This is a genomic window from Rhizobium sp. GR12 (assembly GCF_036596185.1).
GTDB classification, from domain to species: domain Bacteria; phylum Pseudomonadota; class Alphaproteobacteria; order Rhizobiales; family Rhizobiaceae; genus Agrobacterium; species Agrobacterium nepotum.
Window position 1 is genome coordinate 1 of record NZ_JASXTH010000009.1, and the last position, 23,851, is coordinate 23,851.

Genomic DNA, 23,851 nt, shown 5'->3' on the forward strand with positions numbered 1-23,851 from the left:
CGAGGTCGCCGCGAGACTGCGCACCGCGATGACCGAGAAGGAAGGCAACGGGAGGATCATGGCAAAAGCCATGGCCGGGCAGCCCGAGCGGTTCGGGGAGCTACGCGGCAGGTCGGGTCTGTTCGGGAACAACAGGGAGCGGAAAGAGGCGCTGCAATATGCCAGGTCTCTGTCTGCCCATATTGGCTATGTCTCCGAGGCATGGGAGCGCCGGCTTGGAGAAGAACGTCAGAGCGAACAATGGCAGCGCGAACAACGTGATGTGATGGAGGTCCCTGCCCTCACGCCGCGCAGCGCCGAGATCATTGCCAGGGTGGAGAAGATGCCGTTGGAGAAGCGGAGCCAGTTTATTGCGAAGCTGCGATTGTCACCTGAGGGCCAGGCCGCGCTTGAGGAGGCAAAGCTGCTGGCCGAAGCACTCACGCGGCGGTTTGGTAGTTCCGATCCTCGCAGGTTCGCCAGCGAGCTGGAGGCACGCCCGGAGCTCGCAAAGCAGGCCGGGCAGATCAAGACAGTCGCCCGCATGGTGGATCGTACACGCCATGCCGAGCTCAGCCATGACCATGCGCTGAAACAGCAGCTTGCCCGGTCTCAGGGGCTTGGGTTGAGCCGATAGCAGGCAAATACTCATAACTTTGTGCCCGATCGAATTCCCGCGATGACTTAGCTCCTAAGTCCTACGCTCTTGAGAGGGAACGAACCTGCGACCTAGTAATTAAACCGGGCGCTGGGCAGTCTGCAGAGAGTGTCGTGAGCTTGCTTCATCAGCTGCGCACCATCTCTTCGCGCCGCATAGGCAGATTTTCGACTTCAGGTATCCGCATTCACTAGTCATGTGAACTGCCCCCATTTCGACCGGACAGTCGGCATAAGCAGAAAGGCCCAAGCACAGGCTTGAGGACATGTGTGGACGCCTCCGGGCGCGCAAGAAGAATCTTTTTGTATGGCTTCGAAGTTTGGTGCGGACATGTGTTCGGCTTCTTGTGCGACAAAACACTGTCGCCAGCCAGTATGGATTACGCGAGCTCGGTCCACTTCATTGTGCCTTCACCTGGCCGGATGCACACGGGAAACCGTTGCCGGGAATGAAACAATATCCGGAAGGCTGATCACCCGCGGCGGGATGCCTCAGTCACCTTGATCCTTCCCGCTTGCCGTGACAGTCGCACGGCTGGAAGCCGGCGTCGCAATCCCTGTCAGACAAAGGTCGTCACTGGAGAACCGGGGTTCGTCACCGGGCTTGCCGCGCGCCATCCAGTTGCGCTTGGCATGCAGATAGTCAAGCAGCCTCGCAAGGTCTGCGGCCTTCTGTTCCAGTCTCGCCACCTGCGTATCAATGATCCCGATCTCCCGCTCAGCCGACAGGCCTTCGCTGAGAAGTTCGCTGGCGATCGCGGCTATCTCCTTGAGCGGCATGCCCAGTGACTGCGCGAAGCGGATCATCAGTGCAGTGGAGACATCCCGTTCGCTGAAAATCTGATAGGGGTTGCGGCCACCCTTTGTGCCGGACAACGGCGCCAGCAGGCCCTTACGGACATAAAAGCGCACAGTGTCCTGGCTGAGGCCGGCCCGCTCGGCAAATTCTCCAATCAGCATTGTTGTCACCCCTTGACCATGGACCATGGTCCAGCCTTATAGAGCACGCTCCCTCAATTGTGGAGTTGAATGATGACAGACGATCCGACACCGCCGAAAGGCGCACCCCTCGCTTTTGTGACGGGGGCGACGGGACTTCTCGGTAACAACCTCGTGCGCGCATTGATCGTGGCCGGCTGGCGCGTACGGGCACTGGTGCGGTCCCCGGACAAGGCACGTCAGCAATTCGCTGGCCTCGACGTGGAGATCGTGCCGGGCGACATACTCGACCCGCCGGGTTACGCGCCGGCGCTCGCGGGCGTCCAGACCGTCTTCCATACCGCCGCCTATTTCCGCGATTCCTACAAGGGCGGTCGACACTGGGACGCACTCTACGCGGCCAATGTCGAAGGCACGCGTCATTTGCTTGAGCAGGCTTACCAAACGGGTGTGCGGCGCTTCGTCCACACCAGCTCGATTGCCGTACTGCGCGGCGCGCGAGGCGAAGTCATCGATGAGAGCATGCTGCGCGACCCACGCGACGCCGACGATTATTATCGCAGCAAGATCCTGTCCGAGCGCGTTGTGCTCGGTTTTCTCAACGCCCGTCCGGACTTTTGGGCCACGATGGTGCTGCCCGGCTGGATGCATGGGCCGGGTGACATCGGACCAACCTCAGCGGGACAGACGGTCATCGATGTCGCGCTGCGGCGGTTGCCAGGAGTGCCGCCCGGCTCCTTCTCGGTCGTCGATGCGCGCGACGTTGCACAGGCGATGATCCTTGCCAACGAGAGGGGACGGCGCGGCGAACGCTATCTCGCGGCCGGACGTCACATGACGATGGCCAGTCTCCTGCCACAGATTGCGCAGGAAACCGGCGTGCCGGGACCGCGTCGCCGCATCCCGCTCTGGGCGATGCACCTGCTTGCCGCCGGTTATGAGGTCTACGCACGACTGACGGGACGCCCGGTGCTGCTGAGCTGGGCCATGGTGCGCACTGTTGCCGGCGAAAACGACCGGTCACGCTACGACCCGGCTAAGAGCGAACGCGAACTCGGCCTGCGTTTCAGGCCGGTCGCCCAAACCCTGCGCGACGAGGTGGCGTGGTTCCGTGCCAATGGACTCATACCGGAATGAGCGCGTAATCCGGTCCCCTTCTCTAAGGCGGGCGTGTCGCTCAACAAGCGGACGTGGAGAAAGACCCCGGGATGGCTGCCAGAAGGCCCTGGCGACGATCCCGAAAGTGACCCTTACCGCGGCTGCGTTGATTGATGCCCAGGTTTCGTAGCCACCTCGGGCGTCAAAGCATGGGCCAGCCAGCGCCAAAAGTCGGACTGATCGGCCGTGTCAGGGATGGCAAACCTGCATGGCGGGCAGCCACAGACCGCTGCCGCGCCCTCAAAGCCTGCGCAGGCGTCGCTCACACGGCAATCCTGTCCGCTTCCAGCTGCGACCGCGTCTCTCTCGTCTTCGGCCTCAGCAGGCGGATATCGGCATCTGGTGATGAAGGTATAGAAGCCCACGATCGCAAGTTGCAGGCAGGTCACGAACTAGGAGCCGATGAGCACGAGCTGTACGGTTTCAAACCGTTGACGGAAACGAAAGCTCGGCAGATCGCGTATATGCCTCTCCCCGACCTCGATCTAACTCCGTATCGCGGCTTGGATTTTGACAGGTTAGCGACAGCGAAGCGAACTCGAGGACGTCGTGTCGAAGAGGTCTAACCTTCTAGCTCTCTGAGAAGACCACCCCTTACCTTCTGTATCCCCATGCGCTCCGGAAGCTTAGAGCCGGGGTTTAACATCAAAAAGTTGAAGAATCGGATTTACAATCATGAGGATAATGAATGAAATGAGTTGAGCGAAAATATCTGAGAGCAAGTGCGCCGCCAGCGGCACCAGCCAGCCGGGAACGACTATGGATTTAATCAAAAATACTGGCCGCGAGCGAGTACTCGATAAGCTGGAAGAGTGGCTGCAAGCAGGCTCGTCACTCGACATTATGTCTCCCAGTTTGTCGCTACATGCCTTTGCTGAAGTCCGCGAGCTTCTAAAAAGCGCAGAGTCAGTTCGACTATTGTTAGAGAACCATGCCGCCCTAATCTCGTTATTGTTCGGTGGCCCTTCTGATATCGGATACCGAAACAAACTCCGGGGCAGATGGCATGCCAAATCGACTCTTGACTGGCTTGGAAGGCAAGTTCAGGTCCGCTATGCGGATAAGCTACCTCAATCTATGGCCGTCATCAGCAATGCGAACTTGAGCAGGGCGGCGATCGGCGCATGTTCCCTAACAACGGAGGGATTGGGGATAACACCGGGAAGCCGATTGGGGCTGGTGCAAGCGACGTCAACGGACCAAGAAACTACGGCCTTCTCGTCATGGTTCCAAAACGCCTGGGATACGGTTCCGGGCACGCCCGGTGCCGATGACCTCGAATGCGTTCTTGCCGACGCAGCATCTCAACGCGCGCCATCCCTTATCTACTTCAAGTTCCTGTTCGAAATGTTTAAGGATTTGGGGGATGAGCTCGATGAGGACCGCATCGTAAAGTCCGCTACTGGCATCAAGAACACTACCGTTTGGAAGAAGCTCTTCAAATTCCAACGGGACGGCGTCGTCGGGGCGATCGACAAACTTGAGCGCATCGGAGGATGCATCATAGCCGACAGCGTCGGCCTGGGTAAGACCTTCGAGGCGCTAGCGGTCATCAAGTACTACGAGCTACGCAATGATCGCGTCCTGGTGCTTTGTCCCAAGCGCCTACGCGATAACTGGACGCTCTATAAGGCCAATGATCGCCGAAATAGCCTTGCGAGCGATCGCTTCAACTACGACGTCCTCAATCACACCGACTTGTCCCGGGATGGTGGCACCTCGGGCGATATCGATCTCTCGCACGTAAACTGGGGCAACTACGACCTGGTGGTGATCGACGAGTCCCATAACTTCCGCAACAAGGCGACCCACAAGGATCGCGACACCCGCTACGATCACTTGATGAAGCGGGTAATCAAGGCGGGTGTTAAAACCAAGGTCCTGATGCTGTCTGCCACGCCCGTAAACAACAGGCTAGCGGACCTGAAAAACCAGATCGCCTTCATGACGGAAGGAAGCGACATTGCCCTGATCGATCATGGTATTCCGAGCATCGAGGCGACCATCCGTAAGGCGCAGGGTCAGTTTAATAAGTGGCTTGATCTACCCGACCTCGAGCGCCGCGCGTCGCGGCTGATGGACATGCTAGGCTTTGACTACTTCAAACTGCTGGACATGCTCACCATTGCCCGATCCAGGAAACACGTGCAGCGCTACTATGGCACAGCTGAGACAGGCAACTTCCCCGATCGGCTGCAGCCGATCAACGTGAAAGCAGATGTCGATCTGGCTGGCGAATTCCGTCCGATCCGCGAAATCAACAACGAGATCAGACGGCTTACGCTCGGGGCCTATGCACCGCTTCGTTACGTTGTGCTGGACAAGCAAGAGGCCTACGACGCGAAATACAGTACCAAGATTCGTGGAGGCGAGAGCTATTTTCGTCAGGCCGACCGCGAGGAAAGCCTTATCCACCTGATGCGCGTCAATCTGCTCAAGCGGATGGAAAGCTCGGTGGCCTCTTTTGCTCTCACCATCAAGCGTCAGCTCGATGATGTGAATGCGTTGCTTGCGAAAATCGAGGCCCATGATGAATCCATCCATGAGCTTGCTATCGACGATGTAGACATCGATGATCCAGCGTTTGAGACGCTCCTGGTCGGTCGCAAGGTCAAAGTTCTTTTGCAGGACGTCGATCGGGTTCGTTGGCAGCAGGACCTGATCGAAGACAGGAACCGCCTCGCGACACTTCTGTCGGCGGCACGCTCCGTATCAGCAGATCGCGACGCCAAGCTATCGGCGCTGAAGGACCTGATCGCCCAGAAAGTGCAGGCACCGATAAACGGCGAAAACCGGAAAATACTGCTGTTCACTGCCTTCGCGGACACTGCTGACTACCTCTACCGCGAGCTCGCGGAATGGGGGCGCGCGACACTTGGAATTCATGCGGCCGTGATAACCGGTACTGGCGCAAACAAGACCACGCTTCAGAGCCTTCGCTCGGACATGAGCTCCATCCTCAGCGCCTTCTCGCCCCGGTCTAAGGAACGGCCTCCAGAAATGGCTGGTGAGGGGGAAATTGATCTTCTGATCGGCACGGACTGCATTTCAGAAGGCCAGAACCTTCAGGATTGTGATTTCCTGGTAAATTATGACATTCACTGGAACCCCGTCCGCATCATTCAGCGCTTCGGTCGCGTTGACCGTATCGGCTCAACGAATGCACGTATTCAGCTGGTCAATTTCTGGCCAAACATTGAACTGGACGAATACCTCGACCTGGAATCGAGAGTGAGTGGACGCATGGTCCTGCTGGATGTTTCTGCAACCGGTGAGGAAAACGTCATCGAATTCCAAGCCGGCAACCAAATGAATGACCTCGAATACCGCCGCGCTCAGCTACAGAAGATGCAGGACTCCGTGATCGATCTCGAAGACCTATCCAGCGGCGTGTCCATTGCCGACCTAACGCTCAATGATTTTCGGATCGACCTTGCAGGTTATCTGCGCGATCACCGTGAGCAGCTTGAGGCATTGCCGCTTGGTACTTATGCCGTGGTTTCACCGCCTGAAGACGAGTTCGTCAGTGCCGAGAACGTCATCTCGGCAGGGGTTGTTTTCTGCCTGCGCGCTGTCGGCGAAGCTGCGGAACGATTGGCGGAACCGGGCTATCCGCTGAAGCCGCACTTCGTTGTCCATGTTAGCGACGAGGGAGAGGCGCTACTGCCCTACACCCGAGCGAAGCAGGTCCTCGACCGCCTCAAGAGGGTTTCCATCGGACGCGATCTACCTGACGCCCAAGCCTGTGGCCGGTTCGATAAGTCCACCCGCTTCGGGCGTGATATGGAGCCCTATCAAAAGCTCCTGGCTCGGGCCATAGCGTCAATCGCGGGAAAGAGCGAGGAGCGTGCGGTCGCAAGCCTGTTCTCTCCAGGTGGTACGCATGCGCTCAAAGGGGAGTTTGCTGGCATCAACGATTTCGAGGTCGTCGCATTCCTCGTTATCCTTCCGGAAACAAGCGCGGAATGAACGCAGCAACGTGCATCAGTGCTGTCGTTGACGCTCTCGGGTTACCCGCGAATGCGCGCGTTGACATTCGTGTCCCGAAGAAAATGCTAATTGAACAGGGCGCACACACGTCGTCGGACAAACGCGCTATTCAAGACGGTATCGATGAACTGGTGTGGTTCGCGGCCTGCAAACCAGCATCTGTCGGCGTGCCGACCTTTATGGACGATGTGCGCGAGTATGTTGAGATAGCCGTCATTGGCTGCACGTTTCGAGCTGACGTAAAAAGTAACCGGCTCATCGAACTCATTCATCGCGCGATACCCTATCCCGTCATCTTGATCACAGCTGATGATCGAGGAATCGGCGTGTCTTTGGCCCATAAGCGGCGCGCTCAGAACGAAGCCGCCAAAGTCGTTACCGACAGAAATGCCATCACATGCCTATTCGATCCAACGATGCCGCCGCCGAACGAAAAGGCCTTCCTTGATAGCCTCGAGCTTTCGAAGCAATCGCACCGCGACTTGTTCGCATTGTATGACGGATGGATGGCAAGGGTTGAGGCGATGAATGCGGCCAACCTCAGCGGCTCCTTCGTGGTCTCGACGGACGATCGCCAGATCACGCGCCGCCGCGCGGCCATTGAGGAGTATGAAAGACTGAACAAAGAAAATTTGCTGTTGCGGTCTCATGCTGCAAAGGCAAAACAGATCAGCCAGCGTGTGGACCTGAACCAGAAAATAAAGTCTATCGAACGCGCTATGGAACACGCAAAAAAGGTAATGGGGGGTGAACAACCATGAAGATTTCGACCATTCTGGACCATATCGACAGTGGGCACATGGCCCTGCCGGAATTCCAGCGAGGGTATGTCTGGAACACCGAACAGGTGCGTGGCTTGTTCACTTCGCTCTACCGACGTCATCCCGTCGGAGGGCTGCTGGTCTGGGCAACGGAATCCGTGACAGCAAATCATCGTGGTAATGGCCAGCTCGCGTCTGGGATCGTGAAGCTATTGCTGGATGGTCAGCAGCGGGTTACCTCCCTCTACGGTGTTGTCCGCGGCAAGCCACCTGCGTTCTTCGACGGCAATGCTAAGGCCTTTACGGGCCTGTATTTCAACCTCGCCTCGGAGACGTTCGAGTTCTTCCAGCCGTTGAAAATGTCGGGAGACCCGCTCTGGATCGATGTGTCGGGGCTCATGAAGTCTGGCCATGACGGAGTTGGAAAGATCATGACCGCGCTCGGGCCGACACCGCCTGGGGAGTATTATGGCCGTCTGAGCCGACTCCTTGGCATCCTGGAAATCAATCTTCACGAAGAGGAGGTCACCGGGGCGGACAAGACTCTTGACGTGGTCGTTGACATCTTCAACAAGGTGAACAGTGGCGGCACCAAGCTCTCAAAGGGCGATTTGGCGCTAGCCAAAATCTGCGCGGAGTGGCCGGAGGCCCGCACAGAGATGAAGGGCAAGCTGAAGGCCTGGAACAAAGCGGGATACGACTTCAACCTCGATTGGCTCCTTCGCTCGATAAACACCGTGCTGACCGGTGAGGCCAAATTCCTCTATCTGCATAATCAGTCCGCCACCGATATTCAGGACGGCCTCAAGCGCGCGACCCAGCGCATTGACGCCTGCCTTAATCTGATTTCCGGCAGGCTTGGTCTGGACCACTCACGGGTTTTCTTTGGCCGCTTCGCTGTTCCAGTGATTGTACGCTACCTAGACCAAAAGGGTGGAGCGCTCGATGAGGTCGAGCGCGACAAGCTTCTGTTCTGGTTCGCGCAAGCTGGCATGTGGGGCCGTTACTCGGGCTCGACGGAATCCTTCCTGGACAAGGACCTGGAGGTGCTGGAAGGCCCGGACGGTGGCCTCGATAAACTCCTGGAGCAATTGCGGCTGTGGCATGGTGGATTACGAGTCGAGAAAGGCCACTTCACCGGATGGAGCGTGGGAGCCCGTTTTTACCCTATACTTTATATGCTAACACGGATGGGAGGCTCCAAGGACTGGGGAACTGGCATTGAATTGAAGTCTGGGCTGCTCGGTAAAATGAACGCGCTTGAAGTTCACCATATTTTTCCAAAGGCGCAGCTCTACAAAAGAGATGTCCCACGCCCGTTAGTGAATGCCCTCGCCAATTTCTGCTTCCTGACAAAGGATACCAATCTCAGCATCCGCGACACGCTGCCTGAGGTTTATTTCCCACAGATCGAGTCCAAGCACCCGGGAGCGCTCGCGTCGCAATGGATTCCCATGGACGAGTCTTTGTGGAAAATCGACCGCTATGCCGACTTTCTGGAAGCCCGTAAAGAACTGCTGGCGGACGAAGCGAACAAGCGGTTCGCCTCCCTGCTGCATGGTGATGACAGATGGATTTCCGAACCTGCGCGGGTATCAACGATTTCCACCACGGCAGCCGCTGGCGGAATCTCCAGCGCTGATGAAGAGGCAGAGCTGCAGGCGATCAATGATTGGGCGGTCGAGCAAGGCTTTACCGATGGCGTCATCGCTTATGACCATTCCAATCCGGAGACAGGCGATCAGATCGCCGTTTTCGACCTCGTCTGGCCGAACGGACTCCAGGAGGAGTTGTCAGAACCGGTAGCCGTGTTACTGAACGAAAACGACGAGACAATTGCTCTTGCGAGTGCGGCAGGCTTCCGCTGCTTCACCAGCGCCGCGGCTTTCAAGAACTACGTTAATAAGAAAATGCTCGGACAACAGGCGGCGTAAGGCAGCTTTTTGACGCCGAATAAAATGGATTTGCGATGAAGAAGCTTGAACTGAACGCTCCCGAAACTAAGAGTGCCGATATTGTCTCCGACAATCTCAGCGCCGTGCAGGCCCTCTTTCCAGATGCTTTCCGCGAGGGGAAAGTCGATTTCGATGTTCTGAAGCAACTGCTTGGTGGTGCGGTTGATGATCGGGAAGAAAAGTACGGACTGAACTGGCATGGCAAGCGCCAGGCCCGGCAGATCGCATTAACTCCCTCCACTGGCACCTTGTTGCCCTGTCCTGACGAAAGCGAGGACTGGACTACTACGCAGAACTTGATGATCGAGGGCGACAACCTCGAGGTCCTGAAGCTTCTGCAGAAAAGCTATGCCGGTAAAATAAAGCTCATTTATATCGATCCACCATACAACACGGGCAAAGATTTCATCTACCCCGACAACTTCCAAGACAGCATAAAGAATTACCTGAGCCTGACAGGACAGACGGACCGCGAGGGACGGAAGGCGACGTCTAATACGGAAAGTTCAGGACGTTTTCACACCGACTGGCTTTCGATGATGTATCCGCGGCTCAAGCTGGCACGCACTCTGTTGGCTCGCAATGGTGTCATTGTCATCTCAATAGATGACCGCGAACTCGGTAATCTACGCGCACTCTGCAACGAGATTTTCGGCGAAGAGAACACGGTTGGCGTCGTGGTCTGGAAAAATGCCACCGATAACAACCCGACCAACGTTGCAACCGAGCATGAATATCTGCTGTTTGTAGCAAGATCGAAGGAAGACATTGAAAAAGAATGGAAATCTGCCGCATCAGACGTAAAAAAAGTACTTGTTAAGATCGGTGATGAGCTGACAGGCAGGTTGAAGGGAGAGCAGCTCAGCGCGGCGTACGACAAATGGTTTAGGGAACACAAAGCAGGATTGTGGCCGCTTGACCGTTACAAATACATCGATGAGGGCGGCGTTTATACCGGGAGCCAGAGCGTTCACAACCCCGGCAAAGAGGGTTATCGGTACGACGTTTTGCACCCAGCGACTAAGAAGCCCTGCAAACAACCATTGATGGGGTATCGATTTCCGAAGGAAACAATGGAAGAGCTTCTCAGGCAGGGTCGCATCTTGTTCGGAGAGGATGAAACGAAGATTATCGAATTAAAAGTCTATGCGTCTGAATTCCAAGAAAAGCTCTCCAGTCTTCTGGAGCTCGACGGCCGCCTTGGAGCATATGATCTCAAAGAAGACTTTCCGGACGAGGTCAAAGTTTTCACTAATCCAAAGCCGGTTCGGCTCCTCAATTCTTTCTTCCCATATTTGCTAAAGTCGGACGGGGATACAGTCATTGATTTTTTCGCGGGATCGGCATCGAGTGGCCGCGCCATATGGGAACTCAATCGCGATGGTGTGAAACGAAAGTTCGTTCTGGTTCAGCTTCCAGAGGAACTTGACGTCGAGGATAAACAACAAAAAGGTGCGGCTAGTTTTTGCGACAAATTTGGGAAACCGAGAAATATAGCGGAATTGACGAAGGAACGACTGCGGCGAGTGAGCACGCGCATTAAGCAGGATGAGCAGATGCTCGGCGGCGATCTAGGCTTCCGCGTCTATAAGCTAGCACAGTCCAACATCCGTACCTGGCACCCTGTACCATCCGATCTAGAAGGGACTCTGCTTGCCAATGCCGAACACATCGTTCCGGGCCGTACCGAGCAGGATATCTTGTATGAACTCCTCCTCAAGCTCGGTCTCGATCTCTGCGTTCCCATCGAGACGCGGCAGATTGCTGGCAAGTCTGTTCACACCATCGGCGGTGGCGCACTGATGGTTTGCCTTGCAGACGGATTGACGAAGGATGGCGTTGAAAGCCTTTCGGCGGGCATTGTCGCATGGTGGAAAGACCTTGCCCCGGCCATTGAAACACGGGTCGTCTTCAAGGACTCCGGCTTTGCTGACGACGTTGCCAAAACCAACATGGCGGCGATCCTCAACCAGAACGGCATTCTCGACGTTCGCAGTCTTTAAGGGAGCGCGGGATGAAGCTTCATTTTGAATCCGACCTCGACTATCAGAAGGCCGCGATTGAGGCGGTGTGCCAGCTGTTTCGTGGGCAGGAAACAAACCGCACCGAGTTCACCGTGACGCGACGCTCATCTGGCGGCGTGCAGGGTGAGTTGGGCCTGGTGGAAAATGCACTCGGCATCGGCAATCGGCTGACTCTGCTAGACGAAGAAATCATGTCCAACCTCAAGGACATCCAGTTGCGAAACGGCCTGCCACCATCGGGCTCGTTGACCTCAGGCGATTTCACGGTGGAAATGGAAACCGGCACGGGCAAGACCTATGTCTATCTCCGCTCGGTCTTCGAACTGAACAAACGATTCGGCTTTACCAAATTCGTGATCGTCGTGCCGTCGGTCGCCATCAAGGAAGGTGTCAACAAGACCCTCCAAATCACCGAGGATCATTTTAAGGCACTCTATTCGGGCCAGCCTTACGACTATTTCCTCTACGACTCGTCCAAGCTTGGCCAGGTGCGCAATTTCGCGACCAGTCCGACCATTCAGATCATGGTGGTCACGGTTGGGGCGATCAACAAGCAGGAGGTGAACAACCTCTACAAGGACAGCGAGAAGACTGGCGGCGAAGCGCCGATCGACCTGATCCGGGCCACGCGCCCTATCATTATCGTGGATGAGCCCCAGAGCGTTGACGGTGGCCTCCAAGGCCGTGGCAAGCAGGCTCTCGACGCCATGAACCCGCTCTGCACACTGCGCTACTCTGCTACGCATGTGAACAAGCATCACATGGTCTATCGGCTGGATGCCGTCGACGCCTATGACCGTAAGCTGGTCAAGCAGATCGAGGTCGCTTCGCTTGAGGTCGAGGGGGGCCATAACAAAGCCTATCTGCGGTTCTTGTCCGCGCGTAATGTGAAGGGAACGATATCCGCTCGAGTTGAAGTCGACGTTCAAAGGAGCGGTCGCGTTCAACGCGAAGAAATCACGGTTCATGACGGCGACAATCTGGAAGAGGAAACCGGCCGCGCCATCTACAAGGATTGCCGTATCGGAGAAATACGCCTCGCGGGCAGCTCGTCCTTTCTCGAGGTCAGAACGGCAGGGTCCGAGGCCTTCCTTGAACCGGGGCAAGCCATCGGTGACGTCGATGCCGACGCGATCAAACGGTTGATGATCCGTCGCACCATTCAGGAGCATCTGGAGAAGGAAAAGCGCCTTGCGCCTCTCGGGATAAAGGTTCTCAGCCTTTTCTTCATCGACACGGTCGAGCACTACCGTTCCTACGATGCCGACGGAAACGCGGTGAAGGGCAAATATGCGACGATCTTCGAAGAGGAATATCGCCGGGCAGCCAAGCTTCCCGAGTTCGTGAGCCTCTTCAAGGAGGTCGATGTCATCTCTGACGCGCAGGAAGTGCATGACGGCTACTTCTCCATCGACAAAAATAAGCGCTGGACGGATACGGCTGAAAACAACCAGGCTAATCGGGATAGCGCGGAGCGCGCCTATAACTTGATCATGAAGGAAAAGGAGAAGCTGCTCAGCTTCGACACCAAGCTCAAGTTCATCTTTTCGCACTCGGCGCTCAAGGAAGGCTGGGACAACCCCAATGTCTTCCAGATTTGCGCGCTGCGCGAAATGGGCACCGAGCGGGAGCGCCGGCAGACGATCGGACGCGGTCTGCGGCTCTGCGTCAACCAGCAGGGCGAGCGACTGCGGGGTTTTGAGGTGAACACTCTGACGGTGGTCGCCACCGAGAGCTACGAGTCCTTTGCCGAAAATCTTCAGAAGGAGATCGAGGCCGATACAGGTATCCGCTTCGGGATCGTCGAGGAGCATGTATTCGCGAATATTCCGATGGTCACCGACAACCCCTTGCAGGGACCGGGGATGGAAGAGGAAGGCGTAACATACGACGCGGGTGTGCCGGAAGTGTTGGGGTATGAACGTTCCTCTGACATCCATCGCCACCTGCGTGCCTTGGACCTTATCGACCGCCAAGGCAAAGTTCAGGATAGCCTGAGGACAGCCATCAAGACCGGAACCTTCGCACTGCCGGCTGGTCTTGAACCCTACCTTTCGGCCGTCACGGGGATTCTGCGAAAGGTCGCAGGCCGCCTTGAAGTCAAGAACGCCGACGAGCGCAAGTCAGTGGCAATCCGCAAGGAGGTCTTTCACAGCGAGGAGTTTCGGGCGCTGTGGGACCGGATCAAGCATACGACGACCTATCGGGTTCAATTCGACAATGAGAAACTTATTGCCGACTGCGCGCGCAATATCGCCAGTGGGCCACCGATCGCGAAGGCTCGTGTGACCGTCCGGAAGGCCGATCTCGCGATCGGCCAAGGCGGGGTGCTCGCCAGGGAGACGTCGACCTCTGGTCCGATCGCCATTGAAGAGGGCGACATCGTCCTTCCCGACCTGTTGACCGATCTTCAGGATCGGACACAGCTAACGCGGCGCAGTCTCGTAACGATCCTGATCGAAAGCGGGCGGCTATCGGACTTCAAGAGGAACCCGCAGGCTTTCATCGAATTGGCGGCGGACATCATCAATCGCACGAAGCGCTTGGCGCTTGTGGATGGCATCAAGTACCAGCGGATCGGTGACCAGGACTTCTACGCCCAGGAACTGTTCGAGCGAGAAGAGCTGACCGGCTATCTGAAGAACATGCTGACCAACACCAAAAAGTCGGTGTACGAGCATGTCATTCATGACTCGGCGGGCGTGGAACGGACTTTCGCCGAGCAGATGGAAAAGAACGACGCCGTGAAGGTCTATGCCAAGCTTCCAGGCTGGTTCAATATTCCGACACCGCTTGGCACCTACAACCCCGATTGGGCAGTGCTGCTTGAGGTCGATGGGCGGGAGCGGCTGTATTTCGTTGTTGAAACGAAGGCCAGTCTCTTCACCGACGATCTACGCGATCAGGAGGCGGCGAAGATCGCCTGTGGCGAGGCGCATTTCCAAGCTTTGGTGCGGGACAACAATCCGGCCAAATACGTCCAGGCGACGAAGCTTGAGGATGTGTTCGATCACGTCTGAGCGGCGTGGCTTGATTGGGATGAAGAACTGCGGCTCCCGGTACCCTCAGCGTGCCGGGAGCCGCATGTCACGGTCACATCTGATCAGGCGCGCGCTCGAGAAGCACATGTGGCACCAGCACTCTCAAGCGGAAATAATTTCCTCTTCACGGTTATGATCGTGACGACATCCGAGTAGCAACGACACCCAACGCTTCCGCGTCTGGAAATCCTTCTGCCCAACCCGCAGCAAAAGAAATGTCGTTGGAATTTGGCCGTTTGTCTGGTGGCAAGTGGGTTAATTTAATCCTCGCAGGAAGGGCTGCGGCCTCTCCCACGAATAGGGCCTCGCGTCGCGGTAACGACGGAAGCAGCTTGATGAGACCGGCCATTGTGTCTGGCAGAAAGCGGCTCACATGCTCTTGGTCCCGGCCATTGGTCAGACGTAAGACTACCCACGAATTGCACTGCGAAAGGACCGTGCTCTCGACGTCAGACGGGCGCTGAGACACGAGCATCAAGCCGATGCCGTATTTCCGCCCCTCACGAGCAATCCTGCGTATTGCATCCTGGGCAGCGGCATACTGGGCCTCGCCGCGGTCAGGGACATATCGGTGAGCTTCTTCGCATACGACAAGAATGGGGTCCTTCTCGCGTTCTTCTCGTGTCTGCGCAAGCTTGTAGGAGAATAGCAACCTAGCTATCGCAGCCGTCAATGGTCCAGCAACCTCGGTCGGAAGCCCAGAAATATCTATGATACGAATAGGAGCGCCGTGCCTTTCTGCGTCAGCCCCTACGAATTGTGCAAGGATATCGGCGAGGCTTGGATCGCCAACAGCATAGTTGCGCATCAAGAAGTCAATCCTAGCGTCCAAGCGCAACACGGATAACTTATCAAGTATTGACGAAAACTTTTGTTGGTAATCGCTATCGTTTACAGGCTGCCAAGCATTGTTCTGTCTTCGATTGTTCTGACAGATTTCGATGTGCCGTTTGAATTCTTCAAGGTCAAATGGGACTGCCCAATCTCTATCGAACTCCGCGACCGTCGCGGGGTCTATACCATCGGCTGGCCGGGGCAAATCAGGGTGACCAACAGCATCTGTTTTGCGCACGGCATCACTGGCGTCAATAACGAGGTCACGCATATGCATGCGCGCATGCGACAAGGCTTTGTAGACGACGTTTGCTTGAGAGGTTGCTTCGAATTCTCCCTTACCGACAACCATGCGCCGAAACTCATCACTGGACATGAGCCAGTAGGGCAACTTTATCTGTCGGGTGCCTGCAGCCCCCGCATCGGCATCGTCGTAAGCACGATAGACAATAGCTTTTTCACCAAAAGCTGCTCCATACTCCCCATGAGGATCGATGATGATGACTCTAGGGTTAGAAGCTTGGCCACCCTCAGCAGCTTTGTGGTCGAGGACGGCATGAAGTATAGCAGCCACTGCGGTGGACTTACCCGATCCGGTGGAACCTAGCACTGCAAAATGCTGCCCGAAGAGTTTATCCATGTCGGCATGGCACGCAACGCCTTCAGCTCCGACGTAACCACCAAAGCTGATAAAGCGACTTGGACCGTCGCCACCTTGCTTTTCGATCGCTGTATAAAGGCGGCGTGTCTCCGACGAGGTAACCAGGTAGGCTGCTTGCAGTGGAAGTGGCGAATTACGGACACCTCTATCAAATGACAGAATCTCTTCGGCCCTTTGCCAGCGCGCTTCTCCAAAGAGGTCGGCCTCTAGCACACGGCGATCCATGGCTTCTGCTGCCCCTTGCGCTGCAGCCTCCTCCTCAGTCTGCAATCGCAAAAGCCGGACCATGGCGAAGAGGACGGTTCGCCCCATGTGCAGTTTTATAAGACTACCGATCTGCCCGACAGAGTATACGGTTCCGCCGTGGGTTTGGACGAGTTCAGTCAGGCTACGCCGAAGAGATATCTTCAAGGTCGTACCCGAGGTTTCAAAAACGGTGCCGATCTGCAGATTCGGGTCAAGATCAAAGTCGCTCATTCGATCACCTCTGCAATATCGGTAGGCAAGCCATTCTCCAGCAGTGAAGTGGTGCCCTCAAAGCTCCACCAATCGCGGTTGATACTGGCGGTGGGCGGGAAGAAGGGCCCCGCGCTCCCTCGATAGAGGCCGTCTTCTGCGAGAACGAATACCCTCTCGCCCGCATTGCTCTCTCCCCAGGCTTTCAGCTTGGGAGTGCGGCTTTTGGAGAGCGCTACAACGGTTGTTTTGCTGTCAACATGAAGCAACTGGTGCTCAATGATTGCATCAATGTGATCGTCGCCGAACGAATAACCGCAGACGAAGAGGACCTGCTGCCGCTCCGCAGACAGAAGACCTCGAAAACGTTGAAACAAGAAGCCAAACGGGTCTTCGCGTGACGCCATATATTTCGTGGACTGCGGATAGATGACCACATTGCCGTTGGCATCGGAGCGATCAGGGTAAGCGTCATCATGGCGAACCCTGAATACGCGTCCGCTCTCCTGACCACTTCTGTACCAGTCGATCGAACCGTGGAGCTTCGTGATCACGGCTTTGATCATAGACACGCCCGCCGCCAATTGGAGAGACTGTTCATCCCAACCTGCAATTGCGCCGCCTGAAAACCCATCAGCGTAGGGGACAAGCTCGAGCGCTAGCGCATCTTCAATAAGCGTATCGTAATTCGTTGTTATGAACTGGATCGCTTCTCGGCGCTCATCGAGACCCGCCCGATTGACCCTGTATAGCGCTCGAACAAACCGACGGTGGTGCTCGATTTTGACGATTGGTTTGCCAGGCTTGCCTTCCTGCTCGGCTATCGTTCCGGATGCAGGAATGTATCCCCAACGCAAGATGTCCCTAATGTGTCGTAGAATCGTATGATGCGCCGCTTGTAGTTTCGTTTTATGCACCCGATGACCATCGACGAATGCAGAGGCGTCTTTTGCACGCTCTGCAAGCGCCACCAGATCACCGAAATGACTGAGAACATGTTCTATATGTAAGTTGCCGGGCAGATCATCTCGAACCGCCTTGACCAATTCAAACGCTTCTGAATCCTCAAGATTCTTCTCGAGAAGATTAAAAACGCGGTCAGTCAAAGGATACATAAGAGGCAATCCGGCACTATAGCTAATACCAGCGCCGGTGAGCCATACTTGCCGTGGCGAGCGGATGTGGCGATCCAACTGACGCGCGGCTTCTACATCATTGCTCATAATTCCCCTCAAAACGCCCCCGAACTTGATAACTTGTGGTTGAAGCTCCAGCAAGAAATAACTTTTTACCGAAGGAAACCCATCCACCAGTGACACATTATCTCGATTCTTCCGCAAACGCCGTGATCAAGAGTAATGGGGGGAAGACATTCGGAAGTATGGAACGCCGTTTGCGGAATGATGCTGCAAGCCCTCAGAGGAAGTGTGAGCTGACACCGCCGCACTCGCGCCATCAACATCATGGTTGAGAGACCATAGGTCGAGGCTTGAGATGCCATTTAGGGTCTGATCCGGCCCTACGCTTCCGTATCAGCCTGGATGACGAGACGGGAAAGCCGGAGGTTTCCTGAGCCTTAACATGACTGCGGGATGACCGGCGCGGCAAGTATCAGCCCGCCTGTATCACGTCTCGTAGAAACAGGACCACGCGCCCTGCTCCGCCTCTTGATTTTTAAACACCTTACCGGAAATTCTCCAGCGAGCGGTGCAGTCGCCCGAAGCGCTCCAGACGGAACGGCGCTGGATCGACGCATGGCTTCGAACCTGTCACCAGATCAGCCATCAGCGCTCCGGCACCGGGGCCGATACCGAATCCATGGCCGGAAAATCCGACAGCCAGATAAAGGCCTGGAATGACACTGGCCGGAGAGATCACCGGAACGGCATCTGGCGTAACGTCCATAAGTCCGCCCCAGGTGGCAGTGATCCGGGCATTCACAAATGCCGGAAAGGACTTCGACAATTTGTCGATACCTTGGAAAATGAGCTTCGATGACGGAACGGGATCGAGAATGCGGATCTGCTCGAAAGGCGTCAAAGCGTCGCTTTTCCACTGGCGGGGCATCGCCATTTCCCGCAGGAACTGCCCGCCTGTCCGCAAGCGTAACGCCCGCCAGTTTTTAACGAGCGACGGCAGATAGTCGACGAACAGACGGAAGCTGTCTGGAGTGACGGGCGCGATATCGGCATTGCGCTGCGCTACGGTAAAGCCGCCATCATGACGGCGACGGAAGGCGAAGTCGTTACCGCCCACCGGCATATCCGTCATGCCATCAACACCCGACAGACGCGCGACGCTGCCGAGAATTTTAAGAATCGGGATATCAATTCCCATATTGCCTGCAAAAAGCCTTGACCAGGCACCACCGGCCAGCACCACGGAAGAACAGCGGATTTCTCCATGTTCCGTCACCACACTGCTTACCTTCCCGGCGGAGCGTTCAATTGACCGAACCGCACAGCCTGTGAGGATATGGGCTCCCTTCGCGGCGGCACCGCGCGCCATGGCGGGAACCGCCATGAAGGGCTCGGCCTTGCAATCGCTCGGTGTGTGCATCACCGCCTTGAATTGCCTGCCCATGCCCGGCACCAGCGCATGCATCGCCTCACCGCGCACAATACGCGAGTCGAGCCCCACTGCGGCGGCGTGTTGGAGCCACTCCTCGTAAAGGGCGACATCGGCATCCGTTTCGCACAGATAGGCAATGCCGCACTGGCGCAACCCGGTCTCGCCACCGACCCGCTCATTCATGCCTCTCCAGAGCCTCAGGCTTTCCATGGAAAGCGGCAACTCTGCCGGATCACGCCCCATCTGGCGCACCCAGCCCCAGTTCCGGGAGGACTGTTCACCGGCGATCAGCCCCTTTTCACAGACGGCAACGCTGATGCCACGCTCGACCAACGACAACGCCGTCGATACACCGATGATGCCGCCGCCGATAACCACGACATCAACGTGCGCAGGCAGGGTCTTCGACGGCAAGACGGCATCAGGTATTATTCTGGACATTTTTCAGCGCCTGTTGAGAGTGGACGTTCGGTTGCGGAAGCTGGCGATCCGTTGCTCGGTCCGGTCTGGGTCTGCGAATGCTGTAACATCAGAAAAAAGCAGGTCGGCCTCCTCCTGCGTCATCAGTCCGCAAGCCACGGAAGCCTCCTGGACGGACAGGCCGTTGCTGGCCGCATGCCTGTCGACGGCAGATGCCGCCGGATAGCCATAAATCGCCACGAGCGCTGTCGATAAGGCGAGCGATCCGGAGGCATCACTGAGGCCGCGCTCCATATTGACGTTTATACCCGAGATACAATGGGAGACGAAAAGCGGGATCGCGCGTCGCATCAACCGGATACTTTCGCTGATGGCTTCGAGAATGATCGATTCCCAGACATTGAGGTCAAGTTCGCCCTCGGCGGCGCGGGTGACTGTGGCATCATTACCGATCACGCGGAAGGAGACCTGCATCATCATTTCAGGCATAACCGGATTGACTTTGCCCGGCATGATCGACGAACCCGGCTGCACCGCCGGCAGGGTGATCTCGGCAAGCCCCGCCCGTGGTCCAGATGACATCAGGCGCAGATCGGCTGCAAATTTCGACAGGGTAAGGGCGATTGCTTTCAATGCGGCTGAAAGCCTCACCCAATCGTCGGCATTCTGCAACGCGTCAAAAAAATTCTCCTCCACCTGATAAGATTTGCCCGTCAGTGCCTGCAATTCCTCGAAGACGAAGCGGCGGTAGGTTTGCGAGGCGCCAAAGGCAGTGCCGACGGCCGTGGCGCCAAGCGGCAGCCGCAGACAAACGTCTTCCAGACCAGCCATACCCGCCATCTGCCGCTCAAAGGCGGCTGAATAGCCTGAAAACTGCTGACCGAAAGTGACAGGGAGCGCATCCTGCAAGCAGGTTCGGCCAAGCTTGACCACATCGCGAAAGGCTTGCTCCTTGACCCGCAGAGCATCGATCAGAGAGCCCAGACTTGCGCGAAGTCCAACCAGTTCACCACCAACCGCCATCTTCATCGCCGAGGGAATGACATCGTTAGTGGATTGCGCCATGTTGACATGGGTATTGGCATGAACGGGATCCTGTCCCTTCCTGCCGGTCAGAATTTCACTTGCCCGATTGGCCAGGACTTCGTTGACATTCATATTGGCCGCCGTGCCGCCGCCGCCATGATAGATATCGACAGGAAAATCCTGCCGGCCCGGCATTATAGCGTATTCGCTCGCGGCCTTTTCGATTGCCCCGGCGATCTGCGGATCAAGGTCGCCGGCCCTGCAATTGGCCCGAGCGGCAGCCTGCTTTATAGCGATGATCGCCGGTACGAAGCCTTCGATATCAGCGATCGTCCGGCCTGAAATCGAGAAATTCTCCACCGCGCGCGCCGTCTGGATGCCATACGCCAGCGCGGCCGGCATCAGCCGTGTCCCGAGCGCATCTTCTTCCAGGCGCATTGCCGCTTGCCCTTCGTCCATCTCAACGCCCCGGCCGGTCGAGGAAATCGCGCAGGCGATACCACCCGGTAAAAGCAGGCAGAAACCATGGCTTGCCGGAATAGAAAGGGACGGCCGTGAATTTTTGCCGGTCGAACGCGGATCTGGCGTTTTGCTCACCAAGGATCTTTCGTGCCGTCTGATAACCGAGGTAGGTCATCAGCGCGACACCGTTGCCGTTGCATCCCACCGCAAAATTCGCACCATCTCTCTCGCCGATATGAGCAAGCTTGTCGACCGTCATGGCGACACTTCCAACCCAGGAATGGGTAATCCTGACGCCGGCGAGCTGGGGCCAAACAGCCAGCATCCTGGCGTAGATGTGCTTTGCGGCTTGCCTTTCCGACATTTCGAACACGCCCGGTCGCGAACCGAACAGCAGCCGTGTCCCGTCCGTCGACGGCCGGCTGAAGATGAGATCCCGGCGAGTGTCCGATATCATCCGGCCCTTCGGGATAAGCTCGGCCATCAGATCAGCCGGCAACGGCTCGGTGGCGATCTGATAGCTCTTTACCGGCACGAGCCGGCGCGCCAGTTCCGGCGTAGCATCAGCCGCCGTGTAGCCATTGGTCGCGACGATGACATCTTTCGTGCGGATCGTTCCGCGCGCCGTCGGCACAATCTTGTCGCGGTTTGGCCCGTCCTCAACGAGGCCGGCACGGGCATGCGAACGCAGCATGACACCGGCAGCCTTGGCCCGCTCGCGCAGCGCCTTGTGGTAAAGTCCCGGATGCAACCCGCCATAGTTATCTATCAGCATACCGCCGTGATAATAATCAGAACCGATGGCCGCACGCTGCTGGTCTCGATCAAGGAAGCTGACCGTAACTCCAGTCTTTTCGGCAAGCAGAGCACCGTGGCGTTTCAGCGTCAGGTAGTCCGTGGCGGTGTGGGCGCCAAAGAAGCGGCCAGTCAGCTTCAGCCCGGCATCAAGCTTCTCCGTATCGATCAACATTTTCAGATATTCGAAGCTCTCGTTACTTTCGCCGATAAGCCGGTTGATCAATTCCGGGTCAATGCCCTTGATCGCGCCTCCAACAACAAGCTTCTGACCGCTGGACACCATGCCGCCGGACCTCGTCGAACAACCGGAACCGAGCCGGTCACTGTCCAGCACGACGACGGAGCGCCCGGCACGCGCAAGGTGGGTCGCGGCAGTAAGACCGGCATAACCGGAGCCGACCACCACGACGTCGGCGAACTCGGGAACGGGATCGAGATTCGTCTCCGGCTCGGCCTCTTCCCACCAATAGGGAGCTTCCTTGAAGTCGGCGGCGTAGATATTCTCAAACTTACGCATTGCATACCGGACCGCTGGGCCCGCCTTTCAGGAGTTTTGGGCAATCAAAGAACCTGGCCAAGAAATTCGCGTGTGCGCGGATCTTTTGGATGGTCGAACAGCTCGACGGGTGCGGCACTTTCAACAATCAGCCCGCGGTCAGTGAAGCAGACGCGCTGTGAGACCTCACGCGCGAATTTCATTTCGTGGGTGACGAGAACGCACGTCAGCCCCTCTTCAACCAGCTCGCGGATCGTAACGAGCACTTCCTTGACTGTTTCCGGGTCGAGGGCGGCCGTCACCTCGTCGAAAAGAATGACCTCTGGCTGCATGGCAAGCGCGCGGGCAATCGCTACGCGCTGCTGCTGGCCACCGGAAAGCTGACCCGGATAGCTGTCGGCCTTTTCCGACAGGCGCACCTTGGCGAGAAGCTTCCGGGCGCGATCCGCCACCTCCGCCTTGTCATGGCCGAGCACCTGGATCGGCGCCATCATGATGTTTTCCAGGGCGGTGCGATGCGGAAAGAGATTGTACTGCTGGAACACCATCGCCACCTGGTGGCGCAATGGCCGCATTGCCTTCTCGGTGCGCATCTCGTGCACCTTGTGATTTCCCACCCGGATAAAACCCTCATTGACCGGAATCAGGCCGTTAATGCAGCGCAAAATGGTCGATTTCCCGGAACCGGACGGGCCGATGATGCAGACAGCCTCTCCCTTGCCGACGCTGAGGGAAATTCCTTTCAGGACCTCGAATGTGCCGAAGGATTTGCGGATGCCATCGATCTCGATCAGGGCGTTGGAGCGGTTCATAGATTGTCTCCTTTAACCGCATGCTCCAGTCGCCGCGCGAAGATCGCGATCGGGTAGCAATAGGCAAAAAACAGGAAGAGGATGGTCAGATAAAAATAGACGAGCGCCCGTTCACTCTCCATCGCCAGCGAGGTGTTGAGGATCGTCAGCACGTCCTGGATACCTGTGACCGTAGCAAGCGCGGTTGCAATCATCAGCAGGGCATAGAGATTCATCCAGCCAGGTATCATCCGGCGCAGGGCCTGGGGAAGGATGACGTAACGATAGATCTGCAGCTGCGTGTAACCGAGCGACCGGGATGCCTCCCATTGACCGCTATGGATTGACTGCACCGCCCCGCGAATGACTTCGGAGAAGTTTGCCGCAGTCGGTAACGCCAGCCCGATAACCGCCTTTATGAAAGGTGGGAAGGGAATGACGAGGCCGAATATCTTCATCTCGAAAGGAAGAATGTAGAGCATCGCGAAAAGCAGGACGAGCCAGGGCGAGTTTCGCAGGAAATTCATGACGAAAAATGCCGGCAGGCGAATGACGGGCGATTTGGCGAGTGTCGCAAGACCCATCACGGTGCCAAGGGCCGTCGCAACCGCCATGGAGGCAATCGACAGCAGGATGTTGAGGACGAAGCCGCCGCTTATCGGCCAGCCGGAGCCGGAGCCTGTCAGGAGCAGTGGCAGGCGCACGGCGACGCGGTTCCAGTGCTGCGCCCCGCCGGCGACCGCATCGATGGCAATCCAGATTGCCACCGCAAGCGCGATGAAAAGGAGGACGGCGCGTTTCTTGTTTTCATAGGTCATGGTGGAGACCATGG

The 23,851-nt window shown here is 56.9% G+C and carries 14 protein-coding genes and 1 pseudogene; 7 read left to right on the forward strand and 8 right to left on the reverse strand.

The genetic code is table 11. From position 1 onward, the window contains the following. A pseudogene (locus tag QSK43_RS16370) lies at positions 1-616 on the forward strand (Ti-type conjugative transfer relaxase TraA); the annotation flags it as partial. 512 nt (positions 617-1,128) lie between these two features. Here the strand turns inward: QSK43_RS16370 and QSK43_RS16375 are convergent. Then, positions 1,129-1,596, reverse strand: a complete 468-nt coding sequence (locus tag QSK43_RS16375) for a MerR family transcriptional regulator (RefSeq protein WP_332304323.1) — start codon at positions 1,594-1,596, stop codon at positions 1,129-1,131. Between the two features lie 72 nt (positions 1,597-1,668). Here QSK43_RS16375 and QSK43_RS16380 point away from each other — a divergent pair, with 72 nt between their 5' ends. The 6 genes from QSK43_RS16380 (at position 1,669) to QSK43_RS16405 (ending at position 14,483) form a co-directional block, all read left to right on the forward strand. Further along, positions 1,669-2,712 carry an SDR family oxidoreductase gene (locus QSK43_RS16380; RefSeq protein ID WP_332304324.1) on the forward strand — a complete coding sequence of 348 codons (1,044 nt, stop codon included), beginning with the start codon at positions 1,669-1,671 and terminating at the stop codon, positions 2,710-2,712. 780 nt (positions 2,713-3,492) lie between these two features. Next, a complete protein-coding gene (locus QSK43_RS16385; protein WP_332304325.1) occupies positions 3,493-6,702 on the forward strand; it encodes a helicase-related protein in 3,210 nt (1,069 codons plus the stop codon). Continuing rightward, positions 6,699-7,484, forward strand: a complete 786-nt coding sequence (locus QSK43_RS16390) for a DUF4391 domain-containing protein (RefSeq protein WP_332304326.1) — start codon at positions 6,699-6,701, stop codon at positions 7,482-7,484. Before QSK43_RS16385 ends, QSK43_RS16390 begins: the two co-directional genes overlap by 4 nt. Further along, a complete protein-coding gene (locus tag QSK43_RS16395; RefSeq protein WP_332304327.1) occupies positions 7,481-9,418 on the forward strand; it encodes a GmrSD restriction endonuclease domain-containing protein in 1,938 nt (645 codons plus the stop codon). The genes QSK43_RS16390 and QSK43_RS16395 overlap by 4 nt, the downstream gene beginning before the upstream one ends. 35 nt (positions 9,419-9,453) lie before the next feature. After that, positions 9,454-11,442 (forward strand): site-specific DNA-methyltransferase, encoded by a 1,989-nt coding sequence (locus tag QSK43_RS16400; protein ID WP_332304328.1) that lies wholly within the window; start codon positions 9,454-9,456, stop codon positions 11,440-11,442. 11 nt (positions 11,443-11,453) lie between these two features. Beyond that, positions 11,454-14,483: a type III restriction-modification system endonuclease gene (locus QSK43_RS16405; RefSeq protein ID WP_332304329.1), complete on the forward strand. Its 3,030-nt coding sequence runs from the start codon at positions 11,454-11,456 to the stop codon at positions 14,481-14,483. A 151-nt stretch (positions 14,484-14,634) separates the two neighbouring features. Here QSK43_RS16405 and QSK43_RS16410 read toward each other — a convergent pair whose 3' ends face one another. From QSK43_RS16410 to QSK43_RS16440, 7 genes are all read right to left on the reverse strand, one after another. Next, positions 14,635-16,476 (reverse strand): ATP-binding protein, encoded by a 1,842-nt coding sequence (locus tag QSK43_RS16410; protein ID WP_332304330.1) that lies wholly within the window; start codon positions 16,474-16,476, stop codon positions 14,635-14,637. Then, positions 16,473-17,678: an SIR2 family protein gene (locus QSK43_RS16415; RefSeq protein ID WP_332304331.1), complete on the reverse strand. Its 1,206-nt coding sequence runs from the start codon at positions 17,676-17,678 to the stop codon at positions 16,473-16,475. The genes QSK43_RS16410 and QSK43_RS16415 overlap by 4 nt, the downstream gene beginning before the upstream one ends. 460 nt (positions 17,679-18,138) lie before the next feature. Further along, entirely contained in the window at positions 18,139-19,467 is a 1,329-nt protein-coding gene (locus QSK43_RS16420; protein ID WP_332304332.1) for an NAD(P)/FAD-dependent oxidoreductase, read from the reverse strand. Positions 19,468-19,470: 3 nt separating this feature from the next. Further along, the gene (locus QSK43_RS16425; RefSeq protein ID WP_332304333.1) at positions 19,471-20,931 is read right to left on the reverse strand and encodes an aspartate ammonia-lyase; all 1,461 of its coding nucleotides are present in this window, start codon (positions 20,929-20,931) and stop codon (positions 19,471-19,473) included. Position 20,932: 1 nt separating this feature from the next. After that, positions 20,933-22,249, reverse strand: a complete 1,317-nt coding sequence (locus tag QSK43_RS16430) for an NAD(P)/FAD-dependent oxidoreductase (RefSeq protein WP_332304334.1) — start codon at positions 22,247-22,249, stop codon at positions 20,933-20,935. A gap of 44 nt (positions 22,250-22,293) precedes the next feature. Then, entirely contained in the window at positions 22,294-23,040 is a 747-nt protein-coding gene (locus QSK43_RS16435; protein ID WP_332304335.1) for an amino acid ABC transporter ATP-binding protein, read from the reverse strand. Then, a complete protein-coding gene (locus QSK43_RS16440) occupies positions 23,037-23,849 on the reverse strand; it encodes an amino acid ABC transporter permease (RefSeq protein ID WP_332304336.1) in 813 nt (270 codons plus the stop codon). Before QSK43_RS16440 ends, QSK43_RS16435 begins: the two co-directional genes overlap by 4 nt. Between the last annotated feature and the right edge of the window lie 2 nt (positions 23,850-23,851).

Bases quoted from the DNA above. Each gene is read 5' to 3' on its own strand.
- QSK43_RS16375 (WP_332304323.1), bottom strand. From the start codon at position 1,596: ATGCTGATTGGAGAATTTGCCGAGCGGGCCGGCCTCAGCCAGGACACT.
- QSK43_RS16380 (WP_332304324.1), top strand. From the start codon at position 1,669: ATGACAGACGATCCGACACCGCCGAAAGGCGCACCCCTCGCTTTTGTG.
- QSK43_RS16385 (WP_332304325.1), top strand. From the start codon at position 3,493: ATGGATTTAATCAAAAATACTGGCCGCGAGCGAGTACTCGATAAGCTG.
- QSK43_RS16390 (WP_332304326.1), top strand. From the start codon at position 6,699: ATGAACGCAGCAACGTGCATCAGTGCTGTCGTTGACGCTCTCGGGTTA.
- QSK43_RS16395 (WP_332304327.1), top strand. From the start codon at position 7,481: ATGAAGATTTCGACCATTCTGGACCATATCGACAGTGGGCACATGGCC.
- QSK43_RS16400 (WP_332304328.1), top strand. From the start codon at position 9,454: ATGAAGAAGCTTGAACTGAACGCTCCCGAAACTAAGAGTGCCGATATT.
- QSK43_RS16405 (WP_332304329.1), top strand. From the start codon at position 11,454: ATGAAGCTTCATTTTGAATCCGACCTCGACTATCAGAAGGCCGCGATT.
- QSK43_RS16410 (WP_332304330.1), bottom strand. From the start codon at position 16,476: ATGAGCGACTTTGATCTTGACCCGAATCTGCAGATCGGCACCGTTTTT.
- QSK43_RS16415 (WP_332304331.1), bottom strand. From the start codon at position 17,678: ATGAGCAATGATGTAGAAGCCGCGCGTCAGTTGGATCGCCACATCCGC.
- QSK43_RS16420 (WP_332304332.1), bottom strand. From the start codon at position 19,467: ATGTCCAGAATAATACCTGATGCCGTCTTGCCGTCGAAGACCCTGCCT.
- QSK43_RS16425 (WP_332304333.1), bottom strand. From the start codon at position 20,931: ATGGACGAAGGGCAAGCGGCAATGCGCCTGGAAGAAGATGCGCTCGGG.
- QSK43_RS16430 (WP_332304334.1), bottom strand. From the start codon at position 22,249: ATGCGTAAGTTTGAGAATATCTACGCCGCCGACTTCAAGGAAGCTCCC.
- QSK43_RS16435 (WP_332304335.1), bottom strand. From the start codon at position 23,040: ATGAACCGCTCCAACGCCCTGATCGAGATCGATGGCATCCGCAAATCC.
- QSK43_RS16440 (WP_332304336.1), bottom strand. From the start codon at position 23,849: ATGGTCTCCACCATGACCTATGAAAACAAGAAACGCGCCGTCCTCCTT.